This is a genomic window from Natrinema zhouii, from assembly GCF_013456555.2.
GTDB lineage: Archaea > Halobacteriota > Halobacteria > Halobacteriales > Natrialbaceae > Natrinema > Natrinema zhouii.
Genome location: NZ_CP059154.1, coordinates 2,300,194 through 2,315,359, shown reverse-complemented (window position 1 = coordinate 2,315,359; position 15,166 = coordinate 2,300,194). Strand labels below are relative to the sequence as shown.

The following is a 15,166-nucleotide window of genomic DNA, read 5'->3' as shown; positions in this document are numbered from 1 at the left end:
AGTCGCCGCGATTCACCAGTTCCACGGCCCGTGATCAGGGTCGATCACGCGCTGTCGACGATCGATCGAGTCGATCAATTCGATGTCGTCATCGTCGAGTTCGAGCGCTCGCGCAGCCAGATTCTGCTCGAGATGCTCGCGACTGCTCGCTTTCGGGATCGCAGCGACGTTGTCGTGATCGAGGAGCCAAGCGAGGGACACCTGCGCCGGCGTCGCATCGTGTCTCTCGGCGACCCGCTGGATTTCGGGTACGTCGAGTACCTCACCGTTCGCCAGCGGCGAGTAGGCGACGAACCGGTAGTCGTGGTCCTGTGCGTGGGCGACCAGCTCCTCCTGTGGCAGCAGGGGATGCATCTCGGCCTGATGGGCGAACAGCGGCGCGTCGAGGACCTCGAGCGCCTCGTCGAGCAGGTCGGGCGTGAAGTTCGAGAGCCCGACGCGGCGAGTCTTCCCCGCCCGATAGGCCTCGTCGTAGGCGGGCAGGACCGCCTCGTGGTCGTAGATGCCGGAGGGCCAGTGAACGTACAGGAGGTCGACAGTCTCGACGCCGAGGCGCTCGAGGCAGCCGTCGATCGCGTCGGGAACGGCCGCGGGTTCGGGTGGGACGTCGTGGTGGACCGTCTTCGTTGAGAGGAAAACGTCCTCGCGGTCGACGGACGCGGATCGGAGCGCCTCGCCGACGTACCGTTCGTTCTCGTACACCTGGGCCGTATCAACGTGGCGGTAGCCGACGTTCAGCGCCGTCTCGACGGTGTCGCGCCACTGCTCACGGTCGTCTTCGGAATAGGTGCCGAGGCCGATGCTCGGCAAGGAATTGCGGACCATCGGTGCGGCGTATTCGATACCGGTGGATGGGTCTTCCGATCACCGGCACGGATTCCCGCTACCGGATCGGACGGACTCGGCGAACTCGGCGGTTCAGAAACCGTCGGCCGGGGTAGCGACGTGTAACTCGACGGCGCGGCCCGTCGGTTCGGGGCTCACTCGGACGCGACCGGGCCGCTCTCGACCTCGCCGTCGTTGGCGAGCCACTCCGTCAGACTCCCCTCGTAGAAGTGGACGGTCTCGTAGCCCAGCGCTTTGAGGACGACGTAGGTGTGGCTGATCCGTCGTGCGGTGTTGCAGTAGAGCACGATTTCCCGATCCGGCGTGATCCCGTGCTCGGCGAGGAGGTCCTCGAGTTCGGCCTCGGGTTTCAGCCGCCGCGTCTCGTCGTCGACGACCTCGCGCCAGTCGAAGCGCACCGCGCCGGGCAAACGGGCCTCCTCGAACTCCTCACGCTCGCGCGTGTCGACGAAAACGGCGTCGCGCTCGAGGGCGTCCACGACGGCGTCGTAGCCGACCAGCGGGCTCTCTTCGGGTGAGAGCGGATCGGGCTCGTAGGTCGTCGATTCGATCTCCGGGACCTCACTTGTGGTCTCGTACTCCCGGTTCCAGGCGCTGTAGTCGCCGTCGAGCAGCCGCACGTCGTCGTGGCCGTACTCGAGCGCGGTGAGCATGAACCGGGCGGCGAAGACGCCGTGAGTATCGTCGTAGGTGACGATCGTGTCGTCGGCGTCGATCCCTGCCTCGCCGAGCAGGTCGGCGAAGGCCTCGGCACCGGGCAAGGTGCCGCGGTCGACATCGCTCTCGTCGCGGTAGCTGTCGAAGGGAACGTTCACTGCACCCGGGATGTGACCGATCCCGTCGTACTCCCAGGCGTCCCTGACGTCGACGATGCGTACGGCCGGGTCGTCCAGACGCGCTGCGAGCCAGTCGGGAGAGACGACGACGGATTCGTCCATTGGGTGATCCTTCGAAACGCAGACCCGAGTACGCACCGATTTCCACCGCTTTCGGCTACCGCAACAGTGGCAACAATTGCTCGTTTTCGGCGGATTTTCTGCCCGCTGTCTCTCACGAAAGAGCGCAAACACCGCGAATCCGACGAATACAGCCGCTGTCCGAACGATGATGCGGATCGGTGAGTCGAGTTGCGGCAATCCTTTCCGACAGAGTCGACTGGTGTCTGAATTGACCGGTTAAGTAGTCCCTTTGTGTGTCGCTATCCAAGGAGCGCGTATGGCAAACGACTACGCCAAAGACGTACTCGTCACGGCTGATTGGGTCGAGGAGCGCCTCGACGACTTTCAGGATGACGGCTCCGACCTTCGACTGGTCGAGGTCGACGTCGACACGGAAGCCTACGAAGACGCACACGCGCCCGGCGCGATCGGGTTCAACTGGGAGACCCAACTCCAGGATCAGACCCAGCGTGATATCCTCGACAAGGAGGACTTCGAAGAACTGCTCGGCAGCCACGGCATCAGCGAGGACGACACGGTCGTCCTCTACGGTGACAACTCCAACTGGTTCGCCGCCTACACCTACTGGCAGTTCAAGTACTACGGTCACGACGAGGTCTACCTGCTCGACGGCGGCCGCGAATACTGGCTCGAGAACGACTATCCGACCACGGACGAGGAGCCCGACTTCTCGGAAACCGAGTACGACGCCGCCGGTCCGCGCGAGAGCATCCGCGCATACCGCGAGGACGTCGAGAACGCGATCGATCGCGGCGTTCCCCTCGTCGACGTTCGCTCGCCCGAGGAGTACTCCGGCGAAATCCTCGCGCCCCCGGGACTCCAAGAGACCGCCCAGCGCGGCGGCCACATCCCCGGCGCGAAGAACATCTCGTGGGCTGCCGTGACCAATGACGACGGCACCTTCAAGGATCCCGAAGAGCTCGAGGAACTCTACGTCGACGAGGGCATCGACGGCGACGAGACGACCGTCGCCTACTGTCGCATCGGCGAGCGCTCGTCGGTCGCCTGGTTCGCCCTGCACGAACTGCTCGGCTACGAGGACACCGTCAACTACGACGGGTCCTGGACCGAGTGGGGCAACCTCGTCAACGCGCCGATCGAGAAGGGCGCGGGCGACTGAGCGTAGCGAAGGAGACCGCGTAGCGAAACGGGGAGCGCAAGCGACCCGTGGAGCAGGGCAACTGAGCGTCGTCGTTCAGTAAAGTATAATCAGCGGCTTTGCCGCACTCCATTTCTGCACCACTCGCAAAAATAGCGTCAGCCACGCCGTCAGACGACTGCTCGCCGGAAATCTACCCGTCGTAGACGTGGTTCGACGCGATATCGTCCGGTCCGACGACCTCGAGGTCGCCAGCGGACTCGAGGTCGCTGAGATACGAGAGCGTCTCCTCGAGCGCCGCTCCCGATTCACCGGAGAGATCGACGTAGTTGAGCGTGGTAATCGTCCGGAACTTCGCCGTCTGATCGAGGAGTTGCTTCGCCTCGTCGGCGGACGAGCCGACCGCCCGCGGGGCGATCGCCGGATTCAACAGGTCGGCGTGGCCGCCGTAGCCGCCGACGAAGCCGATATCGTGGTGTTCCTCGACGAGGGCCATCGTCGTCTCGTCGTAGCGGTTGAGCGGATAGCCGAAGTAGCTGGCACCGTCTTCGAACCCGTTGCTCTCGAGCCACTCGATCGCACCCTGTATGCGGTCCCGCTGGGCGGATTCGGACCGGCCGGCCAGCCCGCCGCTGGCCGTACTCCCGCTGGCGATCGTCCACCCCTCGCTCTGGAGGGTCTCGAGCTGGCCCCGACTGACGTAGCCGGAGCCGCCGACGTAATCGGTGGGGACGAACGCGGTCGCGGGGAAGTCGTAGTCAGACAGCGCCGAGCGGGCTCGAGTGGCGGTGGATTCGTCACCGGCGTCGAACTGGAGGAGGACCTTGCCCGTGTCCGGCCGAGAGACGAAGTGGAGGTCGTCACACCACACCGTCACCGACCTGTCGCCCGCCCACGCCGAAATCTTGATGTGAGCGATCGAACTCAGATCCGGGTCGCCGTCGGTTCTGATGATCCCGAGATCGTGCTGGGCGAAGGATAGCCCCGGCGGGACGTCACACTGGAGGAGTAGCCGGTTGCCGTCAGTGTCGGTGAGCTGGACGATCGGATTGACGTCCTGCTCGGTCGCAAACGCCATCGCGGGGAACTCATCGGAGAGATCCCGCGGCTGGTCGAACCGCCGTTTGATCATCACTCGTCGCTCGGACTCTGTCGCCTCCATGCGGCCGGACTGCTCGCCGACGAACGCGCGTTCGTTATCGAGTTCCAGCGAGCCTTCCATCACCGTCCACATCGAGAGATCGTCGAACTGATCGAACGACCCGGCCGATTCGTCGATCGGATCCTGCGAGTCGGAACTATCGTCGTCGTCGTCGTCATCGTCGTTCGGTTCGTCCGACGTTTCGGAATTGCTCAGGGCGGAACAGCCACCGAGTGTCGCCGCGGCGGCCGTCACCAGATACGCTCGTCGTTTCATTCCGATCGAAGAAATTCCGAGTAGGATCATTGTTATGCCGCCGTTGTAGTTCCGTTCGCGACTGGTAACCAGCACCTATCGACGGACAACGCGGGGTGAACGGTTGGCAGCGGGAGTCGTCAGTAGCAGTGGAGTACGGATACCCGCGGAAGCGCCGGGTGGCTGACGACAGACATAACTCGAGCCCCCCCGAAGCACTCCGCATGACCGATCCGGAGACGTTCGTCGAGACTGTCAGCGAGGACAACCAGACCGCGCTCTCACGACTCGGTTCCTCGAAGGCACTGTACGCCGACACCGGCGGAGAGATCGACACCGAATCAGTCCTCGAGGCGACCGCCGACGCCGAGTACGCCGCCTGGCAGACGTTCCTCGAGTGGGCCGACGACGAGGCCGACGACGAGGCTCGCGCGGCGTTCGAGGCGACGGCCGAGGAAGAGCAAGGTCACTACGAGACCGTCGACGGCAAACTCGCCGACGACGAGTACGAGCCGAGCGAGGTCCCTCAGCTTCATGAGTATCTCCGAGATCGCGAGGACACCGTGGAACGGGCTGGCGCACTCGTCGGCCGCATTCTCGCGAGCCAGCGCTCGAAGGATCAGGTGGTCGGCTACTTCGTCGGCGACGCGGACCCCCAGACGGCCAGCCTGTTCCGCGGCTTCGGCGAGGAGCTGGACGACCAACTCGAGCGCGCGAAAGACCTGCTCGAGACGGTCTGTGACAGCGACGAGGACTGGGACCGCGCCCAGGAGGCCGCGAGTGGCGCGATCCAGGCCGCCTACGACGAGTACGTCGAGACGCTCGAGGGGATGGGCGCGAACCCCAAACCCGTTTGTTAACGGCAGGGAATCGGACGGGTTCTTGCTGACGAATATTTCGTAACTTCGTGCTCAATTCAGGGGACAGACATCTCACTGCAGATCGATCACCCGGCATGCGGTGGCGCGCGCTGTTGACCGGCCGAGTGATACGAGGGCGGTCGACGATCTCGTGCGAGGGATGAGCGAACGAACGGGGAGGCACGACCCGTGAGGGAGCGAATCGGATGGGGAGGGCGTGGCCATTCCGTGTTGCCGCGCTAGCAGAATGGTTTTTCCGCGACAACTCCGTCGGAATCAGCTGTTACGCAAACAACGCACACCGAACGAACTGATACCAGGAATCTCTCGGCGAGAATCGGTACGACACGTTCCTCGAGCCGCCGAAAAACCGCGAAAGGCCTTAGACGCCCTCGAGCGTCGACCGGAACTCGGAGATCGACGCGAGCGCGTCCTCGAGGTTCGACGCGACGTGGCCGCCCTCCTCGTCGGCGATCTCGTTCAGGATGTGTTCGTGACGCGCGAGTTGTCCGTGATCCGGGCCGTGATCGGCCGTCGCGTAGTCCTCGAACTTCGCCGCTTGCGTCTGGAGTCGCTCCTGTGCTTCGTCGTCGGACGTCGCGTCGGCCGCCCGTTCGATCGAGTCGGCCGCGTTCTGCAGGTCATCTCGAGCCATACGCTCCAGTTCACCAGCGGGTACTAAAACGGTTTCAATACAGTTCGGCTATCGGAACGGTGACCGGCGCGGTTCGGCCGGATCAGAGTACCTGCTCGAGTCGCTCCTCGAGGGAGGGCCCGCCGACGGTATCGCTCGTTACGTTGGCGACGGCATCGCGGAAGTTCGTCCGGTAGGTTCCCGGCCCCGCGTACTCGAGGTCGGCTGCGCGTTCGCCGGCGAGACCGAACGCGAGCGTGCCGTGGACTGCGGCTTCGTGGTCGTCCTCGAGCGCGCCACAGAAGGTCGCGACGGTCGCGCCGAGCATACAGCCGGTGCCGACGACCTCGCCGAGCATCTCGTGGCCGGCGGTGAGTCGGACCGCGCCGTCGGCGTCTGTGACGACGTCGTCGACGCCGGAGGCGACGACGATCGAACCGGTCGACTCGGCGAGGGAGCGGGCCGTCCGCTCGATCTCCTCGTAGTCGCCGACGGATTCGACGCCCTTGACCTCGGCCTCGACGCCTGCAAGCGCGCTGATCTCGCCGTAGTTGCCCTTGATCACGGTGAAGTCAATCTCCGAGAGGAGGCTCTCGGCGACCGCCTCCCTCGAGGGCGTCGAGCCGACGCCAACGGGGTCGAAGACGACCGGAATTCCGCGCTCGTTGGCTTTCTTTCCGGCTTCGTGCATCGCCTCGACGCGGCCGTCGGGCACCTGGCCGGTGTTGATCAGGACCGCGCGCGCGAGGTCGGCCATCTCGCCGGCGTCGCCGAACGAGTCAGCCATCACCGGGAGCCCTCCCCAGTGGAGGGTCACGTTCGCGACGTCGTTGATCGTCACCGTGTTGGTCAGCGACTGGACGAGCGGCTCCGTCTCCCGAACCGTCCGGACCGATTCCGCGAGGTCGACGGCGTCGATATCGGTTACGCTCATTGTCCTTCTCCTCCGACGTCGAGTGCCTTCGGCGTTTCGACGGCGGTCGCCAGCGACTCGGTCGCGGCCGCCGGATCCGGGGCCGCCGTGATCGCGCTGATCACGGCTACGCCGGCCGCACCCGCCTCGACGATCGGCCGGGCGTTGTCGGCCGTAATGCCACCGATCCCGACGATCGGGATCGAGACTGCGTCCGCAATCGCGGCGATCCGTTCCGGGCCGATTCCGTCGGTCCCCTCGTCGACGTCCTTCGAGGAGGTTTCGTAGACGGCTCCGACGCCGAGGTAGTCCGCCCCCTCGGCTTCCGCCTCCCGCGCTTCCGCGACCGTCGACGTCGAACAACCGATAATTGCATCCGAACCGAGCAGCTCGCGGGCGACCGCGACCGGCAGATCCGACTGGCCGACGTGGACGCCATCGGCGTCGATCGCCCGTGCGATGTCGACCCGGTCGTTGACGATCAGATCGACGCCCGCCTCGGCGGTGAGTTCGCGCAGTTCGAGGCCGAGTTCGTACCGCGAGCGGGCGCTCGTCTCCTTCTCGCGCAACTGGACGGCGTCGACGCCGCCGTCGATGGCCGCGCGGACGATCTCGGGCGTCGTCCGGTCGCCCGACAGCGACGCCTGCGTGACGAGATAGGTCCGCCAGTTCGAGAGATTCATAGGGAATATCAGCCGGTGTTCGTACTAAGCGGCTTCGGTCGACCGCTCGTCTCGAGCCGACGTTCGACCGGTTCGTCGGCGGAACGAACGGTCCACGTTCTTTGCTCTCCACACTGTAGGGCCGCCATGGCGTTCGATCCCGACCGCGTGACGACGGTCACGTTCGACTCCTACAGCACGCTCGTCGACGTCGACGCGACCGCGGCCGCACTCGCGGAGCACGCGGACGTCGACGATCCCGCCCCTATCTCGCAGACCTGGCGGGAGCGCTCGATGCAGTACACGCTCGTCGCGAACCACCTCGAGGAATACGAGACATTCTACAAGATCAACCGGGACGCGCTCGCGTACGCTCTCGCGGCCCACGGGATCGACCTCCCGGCCGACGAGCGCGAGGAGATCCTCGCGGTCTATCACGAACTCGAGGTCTTCGACGACGTCCGGGAGAGCGTCGAGCGGTTGCACGAGGCGGGCTACGACACGTACGTCCTCTCGAACGGCAATCCGGAAATGCTCGAGTCGATGGTCGAACACGCCGGAATCGACGACCTCCTCGTCGATACCATCAGCGCGGACGAACTCGAGACGTTCAAACCCGATGCGGAACTCTACCGCCACGCGGCCGGGCGGACGGGGACGCCGATCGACGAACTCGTCCACGTTTCGGCGCTCTGGTTCGACGTGCAGGGCGCGATCCACGCGGGAATGCAGGGCGTCTGGCTCGACCGGAAGGGGAACCCGTGGGAGCCCTTCGGCGCGGAGCCGGACCTGATCACCGAGGGGCTCGGAGAGCTGGCGGACCGACTGGGCTGTTGAGTCGTCAGGACGGCTGAATCGGGATGGCTGAAATCAAGACAGCTTGAGCGCGTCCTCACCCGTCCGAATGAGAGACTCCCAGTCGTCGTCCTCGCGGACCGCCGGAAACGGGCGCGGTCGCTCGGGCGTCGCAGATTTCTCGGCGAGCGGCCGCCGCCACCAGGCCACGTCCTGCCACTCGTCCTGCGTGTAGCCGATCGCCGGGAAGTCGACCAGTCGCTCGAATCCCAGCCGCTCGTGGAACCGCTCCGTTTCGGGATTGGGAACGGTCGTCACGGCGTAGGCGTCGCGGATTCCCTGTTGCTCGAGGACGGCGAACAGCGACTCGTAGAGCGCGCGACCGACCCCCGACCGGCGGGCCGAGTCGGCGACGTAAATCGAGAGCTCGACGACCCACTCGTAGGCGCGACGCTTCCGCAACGGCCCCGCGTAGGCGTAGCCGACGACGTCGCCATCGATTTCGCAGACGAGCCAGGGATGCGTCTCGAGGGTGGATTCGATTCGATCGGCTAACTCAGCCGCCGACGGGACGGTCTCTTCGAAGGTGACCGCCGTCGACTCGCAGAAGGGTGCGTAGATATCGCGGACGGCGGCCGCGTCCGCCGGGGTCGCAACGCGAATCAGGGCGTCGGATGCCATGGTCGTGGTTGCCACCTGTTCGAAATAAGTCCGCTGAAGCGACTCGAACGAACCGTCGCGAACGCGCCCGCAAGCCAGCGCCGCGGTTCGACCGCCGGTCGCGCTGCTCGAACCGATACCAAGGCTGGGCGAACCGATACCAAGGCTGGGCGAACCGATACCAAGGCTGGGCGAACCGATACCAAGGCTGGGCGAACCGATACCAAGGCTGGGCGAACCGATACCAAGGCCGGAGTACGAGACTGCCTCGAGAAAGGACCGTTCTTCCGTCGTATCTTCAGCTTGTGACCAAAAGCACTTAAAGAACGAACGCAGTTCGGGGACGATCAGTGTCGACGGTCACTGAGAGCGAGCACTGCTACCGAGTTCGGAGACGCAAGGAGGACAGCTTCCCGTCATAACTCCATCGTGTCATCAGAAGTACTTACAGTGAGAACGTGACCGGCGGTCGCGGCCCGTCAAGCGTATAGTGTCGCGACTATCGAATGTGGCTACCGGAGAACGACCGTCTTCCCGTCATAGCTCTACTTTGTGACCAGAAGCACTTAAAGAACGGCCGGTGCTCGCCTCGAGCGGGGAGACGCGAGCCGAATCGGTGAACGCTCCATCAGCGTCTACATACCCCCTGAGCGCTGACGAATCGAGAGCGCACTGCAGCGAGCGTCTTCGGCGATCGTGGTCGTCGCGGACGACTGGGAAAACGATTTAGGGACGTCAGACGATAGCATTCAACACGGGGAGAGCGATGTCCCTCGAAAACGACTCCTCTCTGGAGACACCCACGTGTTCGCGGTGTGGTATCGAGATGAAGCGTCGGGGTACGGGCGTCGAGAAAGCCATCCCGCTTATCGGCAGCGAGGTCGAATACCGGCAGTTCGGCTGTCCGGAGTGCGGCCAGGGCGCTCGGTTCGAACGGCGCGAGCAGGACGAGGAGTGGTCGCGCGCTGGCCGCTGAACGGAACGGGAACCGCGCGGCCGTCGGCCGCGCCGCCGTATTCCTCCGGTCCCGTCTCGACGGTGACAGTCCCGCCGCCGCAAACGGTGAGTCCGGCGGTACGATGAGAGGGGCGCGCGTCCGCTGAACGGCGGGACCGCTCTCGATTTCTTCGCCGCGATTTCCGGACGCGGTCCGACCCGATCGCAAGCCCCATATCACGTGTAGGGAGTATCACGCTGCGAATGCAACACGCGATCACCACCCGTCAGCGAGGGAGTTCGAGTCGCCAGCCCACTGCGAGGTCGAGCGCTGACTGATGGCCGATCTCCTCGGTATCTTCGGCTCCGCGATCGGCCCGATCGTCGCCATCGCGGCCGTCGGCTACGTGCTGGCGACCGTCAAGGAGATCGATCCGGAACCGCTGAACACGGCCGTCGTCTACGTCCTCGCGCCCGCGCTGGTCTTTCACAGCCTCGCCGTCACCGAACTCGCGGCGGCGACGCTGCTGCGAGTCACGGTCGGAATCGGTCTGTTCACCGCGGCGATGTGGGGGATCGCCGAGGTCGCCGGTCGCGCCATCGGCGAGAACGAGCCGGCGCTGAGCGGGCTCGTCCTCGTCGCGATCTTCTGTAACTCGGGGAATCTCGGCATCCCCGTCTCCGACTTCGCGTTCGGCGATGTCGGCCGCCAGACGGCCGTCCTCTTCCTCTCGGTCCAGTCCGTACTGATGTACACCGTCGGCGTCTACGTCGCCTCCCGGAGCAGCGGCTCCACCGGCCTTGAGGGCGTTCGCCGCGTGTTCTACGTTCCGCTGGCGTACGCCGTTATCGCGGCACTGCTCGCGCGAGCGCTGGATATCGTCCCGCCCGCCGACACGGCGGCGATGGAGACGCTGCAACTCGTCGGCGACGCCTCGATCCCGCTCATGCTTTTGATTCTGGGCGTTCAGCTCGCGAGGGCCGATACCGCATCCGCAGTCTCTCGAGCCTGGCCTGCGACGGCGCTCAAGATGGGCATCGCACCCGTCGTCGGGCTCGGTATCGCGCTCCTCATCGGCTTCGAGAACTCGACCGTCGCGCGCGTGTTCGTGCTCGAGACTGCGATGCCGGCCGCCGTGACGCCGCTGATCCTCGTCATCGAGTTCGCCGGCAGCGCTCGCTCGGATGGCGTACTCGTCTCCGAGTACGTTTCGACGTGCGTGTTCCTGACGACGCTGCTCGCGATCCCAGTTCTCACCGTCCTGATCGCGATACTGCGGTCCGGTGTGATACTCTGAAGGACCCAGTCAGCGGTCGTCGCCGGTGCCGGCTCGGAGGGAGATACTCGCACTACATTCGGATGCTATTTGAAGAATGAGGAGGGGCGGATACACTCGCGAGGTCGCCGTACACCGTCGATGCGCCGCAGCGGGGCCGCGTTGCATCTGGGAGCTCATTCACGCTATGCGACCTCGCAAGTGTGCCAATATCTAGCACAATCCGACATAAATAAGTTAGCCCGAAACGGTGTTCGACCGAGGGTTTCGAGAATTAGTGGTGTGGGTATTGTTCGCATGCATAGGTCGGCCCAAAGTCTATGCGAACGCTTCACGCACGTTCGGTTGATCCGCTTCCGGCACCCGATATCGGCCTAGAGGCGGATCGAGCCGACACACCGTCACCGAAGCCGTTACTGAGACGAACGGAAGCAGCGAACCGGGGCTTCCCACCCCTTTTCACGAGTCGTTTCCGAACGAGACGCGCGAGCAGCGGCCATCTCGAGAAAACGATAGAACGCTACAGCGGAGCACAGCGGCTGGAGGCGACGTCGTTCAGTGCCCCTGATCGTGGGGGTTCAGCGCCGTCCCGTAGTTCTCGGCGTGGTCGGTGTACTCGATGAACCGCGGCGCGTCGGGGTCGAACGGTCGCTCGAGGCTCTCGAAGGCCTTCTTCTTGTCCCAGCCCTGGAGCTTGCCGACCGCGGACTTGTCCTCGAGGTCGTGGTAGTCCAGGTTCGGCTCGGTCAGCTCCCACGCCTTCATCCCCTGCTCGGTCCGGACGATGACGCTCGAGTACTCGTCGCTCGAGCCGACGGAGCCGACGGTGATGTCCGAACAGAAGCCGGTGAAGTCGGCACACTCGTCGCAGCCCTTGAGGGCGGCGTCGTGGAAGTTCTCGATGTCCTCCTCGACGATCATCTCGCCCTCGTGGTCGTAGACCATCATCTTGCCGTTGAGGACGTCCATCTTGCCGATCTCCGACGGCGAGATGCCGCGTTGCTCCTCCAACTGCTCGCCCATGAGGCTGTGGTAGTTGAAGTTCTTCGTACACATCAGCGCGATCGTGTAATCGACCGCGCGGATGCCCTCGTTCTGGGCTTGGTAGTCCCACTCGAAGTCCTGCAGGGCGCGGATGCCTTCGATCTCACACGGCGTACCGACGATCGCGATGCTGAGTTCGTCCCAGGACTTGTCGGGAAGCTTGTGCTCCCACTGGTCGAGGTCGAGGTTCCCCAGCGCCATCGTCTGGTTGTAGACGGTGCCGGCGTTCGCGATGAGGTCCTCGGTCGTCGTCGCGAGGTAGCTCTCGGCCTTCCACTCTTCTTCTTCGCTCTCGGTCGCGACGAGCGCGCCGTCGATCTCGCCCTCCTCGAGCAGGGTCGAGAGGATCCCGGTGACGACGCCGCCGTCTTGGGCGTTGTCGGTCCAGTCGTCCTCGACCTTTGCGGAGAACTCCGTGATCGGGTCGCCTGCGCCCTTGACATTGTCGTCGCCGCCGGTGATCTTCCACTGGCGCTCGTAGCGCAGGCCGCCGCGGGGACAGAAGTCCCAACAGAGCGAACAGCCGGTACACATCTTGACGAGTTCCGGCTCCCCGTCGTCGCCGATCCCGATCGAGTCCGACGGGCAGGCAGCGACACAGGTTCCACACTGGATACAGCGACCCTCATCGATGACGGCCTCGTCCAGTTCCATGAACCAGGTCTTCTCGTCCGGCGTCTCGATGTCGTTCATCCGCGAACGGATCGAGTACTCCGGCGTCTCGAGCTCGACGCCGTCGGGAATCCCGACGCGCGCGTCGGGCGAGCCGTTGTCGACGTCCTGGCTGACGTTCTCGGCGGGCTCGGTGAACTCGAGGTCGCCGAGTTCGCCCATCTCGTCGACGTTTGCCACGCCCGCACCGTCAGTCGCGACTTGCGGCGTCTCCGACTCGGTGTCGGCACCGGTCTTCTCGCCGCAGGTGCAGGTGTTCGGCGAGCAGCTGTCGCCGTTGCTGGCATCGTCGGCACCACTGCCGCCGTCAGTACGAATTGCGCCCTCTCGAGCGTGATCCGTATTCTCTCGAGAGCGGGACGCGCCGCCGCTGGCTTCGGGAACCATCACGGCGTCGTCATCGTCGCTCGATTCGGGGACGTGCGGGAATCGGCGTTCGTCCTCGCGGCTCGCGGCTTCGCCGCTCGCATCGTCGGGGCCCTCGCTCCGCTCGGTCCCCGCAGCTCCCGCTCGCTTACTCGAGGACTCACTGCGTTCGTCCTCGCTATCAGTCCCCATGGGCAACACCTCGTGCAACCGGCGCGTCTGCCCCTTGCATAATCGTCCGGAGCCGTTCGTTGTCGACGCCGCGACACCACTCGTAGAACTTCTCGCCGTCGGCGCGATCCGCCGAGTAGGCCTCGAACAGCTGCTCGAGGGCCGGGATCACGGAGTCGGCAGGCACGGCGCTCTCGACCCAGTCGAGGAACTCGTTGTCCGCTCCGAGGGAACCGCCGAGGCCGAAGTCCATTCCCTCGACGATGTTGTCGCCCTCGGCGTTCGTGCTGTTCTCGTCCTCGAGTTTGACCGTCTCGCCGCGGAAGCCGATGTCAGCGATCTGGGGCTGCGCACATGACGCGGAACAGCCGGACATGTGCATCCGGATGGCTCCGATGTCGTCGGGCACGTCGATACGCTCGTCGAGTTCGCGGGCCCAGCGCTTGGTGCGCTTTTTCGTCTCGATGATGGCGTAGTTACAGAACTCGTTGCCCGTACAGCCGACCGCGCCTCGCGAGAACGGCCCCGGATCGGGGCTGTATTCCTGTGCGAACGGCTCCGCGAGCAGGCCGTCGACGTTCTCGTCGGGGATATGGGTGATGAGGAAGTTCTGGTCGGTCGCGAGGCGCACGGAGGCGTCCTCGGTCCCGTACTTCTCGGCGGCGCGGGCAGCTGCGGCGAACTCGTCGCCGCCCATACGGCCGGCGATGACGTTGAAGCCGACGTAGTTGAGCCCGTCCTGCTTCTGGTCGTGAACGCCGACGTGGTCGCCCTGGTAGCCGACGGTGAGGTTCTCGCCACCGGTGGGCAGGTCGATCGTACAGCGATCGCGGACGGCCTCCTCGAACTTCTCGGGGCCGAGCTGTTCGACGAGGTAGCGCATGCGGCAGACGCCGCGGTTGTTGCGGTCGCCGATCTCCTTGAACGTCTGGGCGACGGCGCGGCAGAACTCGACGGCGTCTTCGGGTTTGATGAAGGCGTCGAGCTCCGAGCCCATTCGCGGGCCGTCGGAGAGGCCGCCACCGACGCGGGCGTGGAAGCCGTAGAGGTGTTCGCCGTCGATCTCCTTTTTCGCGGGGACGAGTCCGACGTCGTTGATCTGGGACTGCGCGCAGTCGTGGGCGCAGCCGGTGATCGTGATCTTGAACTTCCGCGGGAGGTTGGCATACTCGCGGTTCTCGGTGAAGAAGTCCGAGACGGCCTCGATGACCGGCTGTGCGTTGAAGCACTCGTGGTCGTCGAGTCCGGCAGCGGGACAGCCCAGGACGTTCCGGGCGGAGTCACCGCAGCCCTGAACGGTCGTCAGGCCGACCTCGTCGTAGCGGTCCCACATCTCGGGGACGTCCTCGACGCGGATCCAGTGTTTCTGGATGTCCTGTCGAGTCGTGATGTCGAGGTAGGCGTCGCCCCAGAGTTCGTTCTGCTCCTCGCCGCCGTACTCCTCGGGCGCGACTGCGAGGTCGTCGGTGACCTCGCCGATGACCTCGGCCTGCTCGGGCGTGAGCTTCCCGCCTGGCACCTTGGTCCGGATCATGAAGTAGCCCTCCTGCTTCTGGGCGTACATCCCGGCCCACTTCAGGCGCTCCCACTCACCGCCGCCGGCGCGCTCCTCGATCTCCTCGAAGGAGAGCTCCTCGTCGGCGTAGTCGTAGACGTCGTCGATGACGTCGAGCGGGTGCTTGTTCTGTTTGTACTGTTCGGTCGTATTCATGCGAACCACCGCCGAGGGGCCTCGGCGACTACTCGACCACACAGACTATCGTGAAGGATCATTTGTTAGCGGGTAATAACACCCCGCACCTATACACCCCCGTGACTCGGCGAATCATGACGTGGATCGGTTACTCCAGCAAATATTGCCTCAACGTTCGGCGAT

14 protein-coding genes are annotated in these 15,166 nt (G+C 64.8%); 5 read left to right on the top strand and 9 right to left on the bottom strand.

Annotation, left to right across the window (positions count from 1 at the left end):
* Positions 1-12: 12 nt before the first annotated feature.
* On the bottom strand, positions 13-825 hold the full coding sequence (locus HYG81_RS30120; protein ID WP_180839788.1) for an aldo/keto reductase: 813 nt from the start codon (positions 823-825) through the stop codon (positions 13-15).
* Positions 826-980: 155 nt separating this feature from the next.
* A complete protein-coding gene (locus tag HYG81_RS30115) occupies positions 981-1,784 on the bottom strand; it encodes a sulfurtransferase (RefSeq protein ID WP_180839787.1) in 804 nt (267 codons plus the stop codon).
* Between the two features lie 277 nt (positions 1,785-2,061).
* On the opposite strand from HYG81_RS30115, the gene HYG81_RS30110 reads away from it, so the two are divergent.
* Positions 2,062-2,925, top strand: coding sequence for a sulfurtransferase (locus tag HYG81_RS30110; RefSeq protein WP_180839786.1), 864 nt, complete (start codon positions 2,062-2,064; stop codon positions 2,923-2,925).
* A 172-nt stretch (positions 2,926-3,097) separates the two neighbouring features.
* Here HYG81_RS30110 and HYG81_RS30105 read toward each other — a convergent pair whose 3' ends face one another.
* Positions 3,098-4,321, bottom strand: coding sequence for a polysaccharide deacetylase family protein (locus HYG81_RS30105; protein ID WP_180839785.1), 1,224 nt, complete (start codon positions 4,319-4,321; stop codon positions 3,098-3,100).
* Positions 4,322-4,524: 203 nt separating this feature from the next.
* Between HYG81_RS30105 and HYG81_RS30100 the strand changes: the two genes are divergently transcribed.
* Entirely contained in the window at positions 4,525-5,160 is a 636-nt protein-coding gene (locus tag HYG81_RS30100; protein WP_180839784.1) for a rubrerythrin family protein, read from the top strand.
* Between the two features lie 382 nt (positions 5,161-5,542).
* Here the strand turns inward: HYG81_RS30100 and HYG81_RS30095 are convergent, their stop codons facing one another.
* The 3 genes from HYG81_RS30095 to thiE all read right to left on the bottom strand — a co-directional run bounded on the left by HYG81_RS30095 (position 5,543) and on the right by thiE (position 7,390).
* Positions 5,543-5,815, bottom strand: a complete 273-nt coding sequence (locus HYG81_RS30095; RefSeq protein ID WP_180839783.1) for a DUF7553 family protein — start codon at positions 5,813-5,815, stop codon at positions 5,543-5,545.
* Positions 5,816-5,897: 82 nt separating this feature from the next.
* Positions 5,898-6,728, bottom strand: coding sequence for a hydroxyethylthiazole kinase (gene thiM, locus HYG81_RS30090; RefSeq protein ID WP_180839782.1), 831 nt, complete (start codon positions 6,726-6,728; stop codon positions 5,898-5,900).
* Complete coding sequence (gene thiE / locus HYG81_RS30085) at positions 6,725-7,390, bottom strand: thiamine phosphate synthase (protein WP_180839781.1); 666 nt, start codon at positions 7,388-7,390, stop codon at positions 6,725-6,727. Before thiE ends, thiM begins: the two co-directional genes overlap by 4 nt.
* A gap of 126 nt (positions 7,391-7,516) precedes the next feature.
* Between thiE and HYG81_RS30080 the strand changes: the two genes are divergently transcribed.
* Positions 7,517-8,206, top strand: a complete 690-nt coding sequence (locus tag HYG81_RS30080) for a haloacid dehalogenase type II (RefSeq protein ID WP_180839780.1) — start codon at positions 7,517-7,519, stop codon at positions 8,204-8,206.
* Positions 8,207-8,239: 33 nt separating this feature from the next.
* Here the strand turns inward: HYG81_RS30080 and HYG81_RS30075 are convergent, their stop codons facing one another.
* Positions 8,240-8,845 carry a GNAT family N-acetyltransferase gene (locus HYG81_RS30075; protein ID WP_180839779.1) on the bottom strand — a complete coding sequence of 202 codons (606 nt, stop codon included), beginning with the start codon at positions 8,843-8,845 and terminating at the stop codon, positions 8,240-8,242.
* 805 nt (positions 8,846-9,650) lie between these two features.
* Here HYG81_RS30075 and HYG81_RS30070 point away from each other — a divergent pair.
* The gene (locus tag HYG81_RS30070) at positions 9,651-9,800 is read left to right on the top strand and encodes a hypothetical protein (RefSeq protein WP_226375938.1); all 150 of its coding nucleotides are present in this window, start codon (positions 9,651-9,653) and stop codon (positions 9,798-9,800) included.
* A gap of 298 nt (positions 9,801-10,098) precedes the next feature.
* Positions 10,099-11,058, top strand: a complete 960-nt coding sequence (locus tag HYG81_RS30065) for an AEC family transporter (protein ID WP_180839777.1) — start codon at positions 10,099-10,101, stop codon at positions 11,056-11,058.
* A 534-nt stretch (positions 11,059-11,592) separates the two neighbouring features.
* On the opposite strand, the gene HYG81_RS30060 is transcribed toward HYG81_RS30065, so the two are convergent.
* Together HYG81_RS30060 and HYG81_RS30055 are read right to left on the bottom strand one after the other, a co-directional pair.
* Positions 11,593-13,311, bottom strand: a complete 1,719-nt coding sequence (locus tag HYG81_RS30060; RefSeq protein ID WP_180839776.1) for a Coenzyme F420 hydrogenase/dehydrogenase, beta subunit C-terminal domain — start codon at positions 13,309-13,311, stop codon at positions 11,593-11,595.
* Entirely contained in the window at positions 13,301-15,001 is a 1,701-nt protein-coding gene (locus tag HYG81_RS30055; RefSeq protein ID WP_180839775.1) for a nitrite/sulfite reductase, read from the bottom strand. The genes HYG81_RS30060 and HYG81_RS30055 overlap by 11 nt, the downstream gene beginning before the upstream one ends.
* Positions 15,002-15,166: the final 165 nt, after the last annotated feature.

Coding starts and splice junctions, on each gene's coding strand:
- HYG81_RS30120 (WP_180839788.1), bottom strand. CDS start 825: ATGGTCCGCAATTCCTTGCCGAGCATCGGCCTCGGCACCTATTCCGAA.
- HYG81_RS30115 (WP_180839787.1), bottom strand. CDS start 1,784: ATGGACGAATCCGTCGTCGTCTCTCCCGACTGGCTCGCAGCGCGTCTG.
- HYG81_RS30110 (WP_180839786.1), top strand. CDS start 2,062: ATGGCAAACGACTACGCCAAAGACGTACTCGTCACGGCTGATTGGGTC.
- HYG81_RS30105 (WP_180839785.1), bottom strand. CDS start 4,321: ATGAAACGACGAGCGTATCTGGTGACGGCCGCCGCGGCGACACTCGGT.
- HYG81_RS30100 (WP_180839784.1), top strand. CDS start 4,525: ATGACCGATCCGGAGACGTTCGTCGAGACTGTCAGCGAGGACAACCAG.
- HYG81_RS30095 (WP_180839783.1), bottom strand. CDS start 5,815: ATGGCTCGAGATGACCTGCAGAACGCGGCCGACTCGATCGAACGGGCG.
- thiM (WP_180839782.1), bottom strand. CDS start 6,728: ATGAGCGTAACCGATATCGACGCCGTCGACCTCGCGGAATCGGTCCGG.
- thiE (WP_180839781.1), bottom strand. CDS start 7,390: ATGAATCTCTCGAACTGGCGGACCTATCTCGTCACGCAGGCGTCGCTG.
- HYG81_RS30080 (WP_180839780.1), top strand. CDS start 7,517: ATGGCGTTCGATCCCGACCGCGTGACGACGGTCACGTTCGACTCCTAC.
- HYG81_RS30075 (WP_180839779.1), bottom strand. CDS start 8,845: ATGGCATCCGACGCCCTGATTCGCGTTGCGACCCCGGCGGACGCGGCC.
- HYG81_RS30070 (WP_226375938.1), top strand. CDS start 9,651: ATGAAGCGTCGGGGTACGGGCGTCGAGAAAGCCATCCCGCTTATCGGC.
- HYG81_RS30065 (WP_180839777.1), top strand. CDS start 10,099: ATGGCCGATCTCCTCGGTATCTTCGGCTCCGCGATCGGCCCGATCGTC.
- HYG81_RS30060 (WP_180839776.1), bottom strand. CDS start 13,311: ATGGGGACTGATAGCGAGGACGAACGCAGTGAGTCCTCGAGTAAGCGA.
- HYG81_RS30055 (WP_180839775.1), bottom strand. CDS start 15,001: ATGAATACGACCGAACAGTACAAACAGAACAAGCACCCGCTCGACGTC.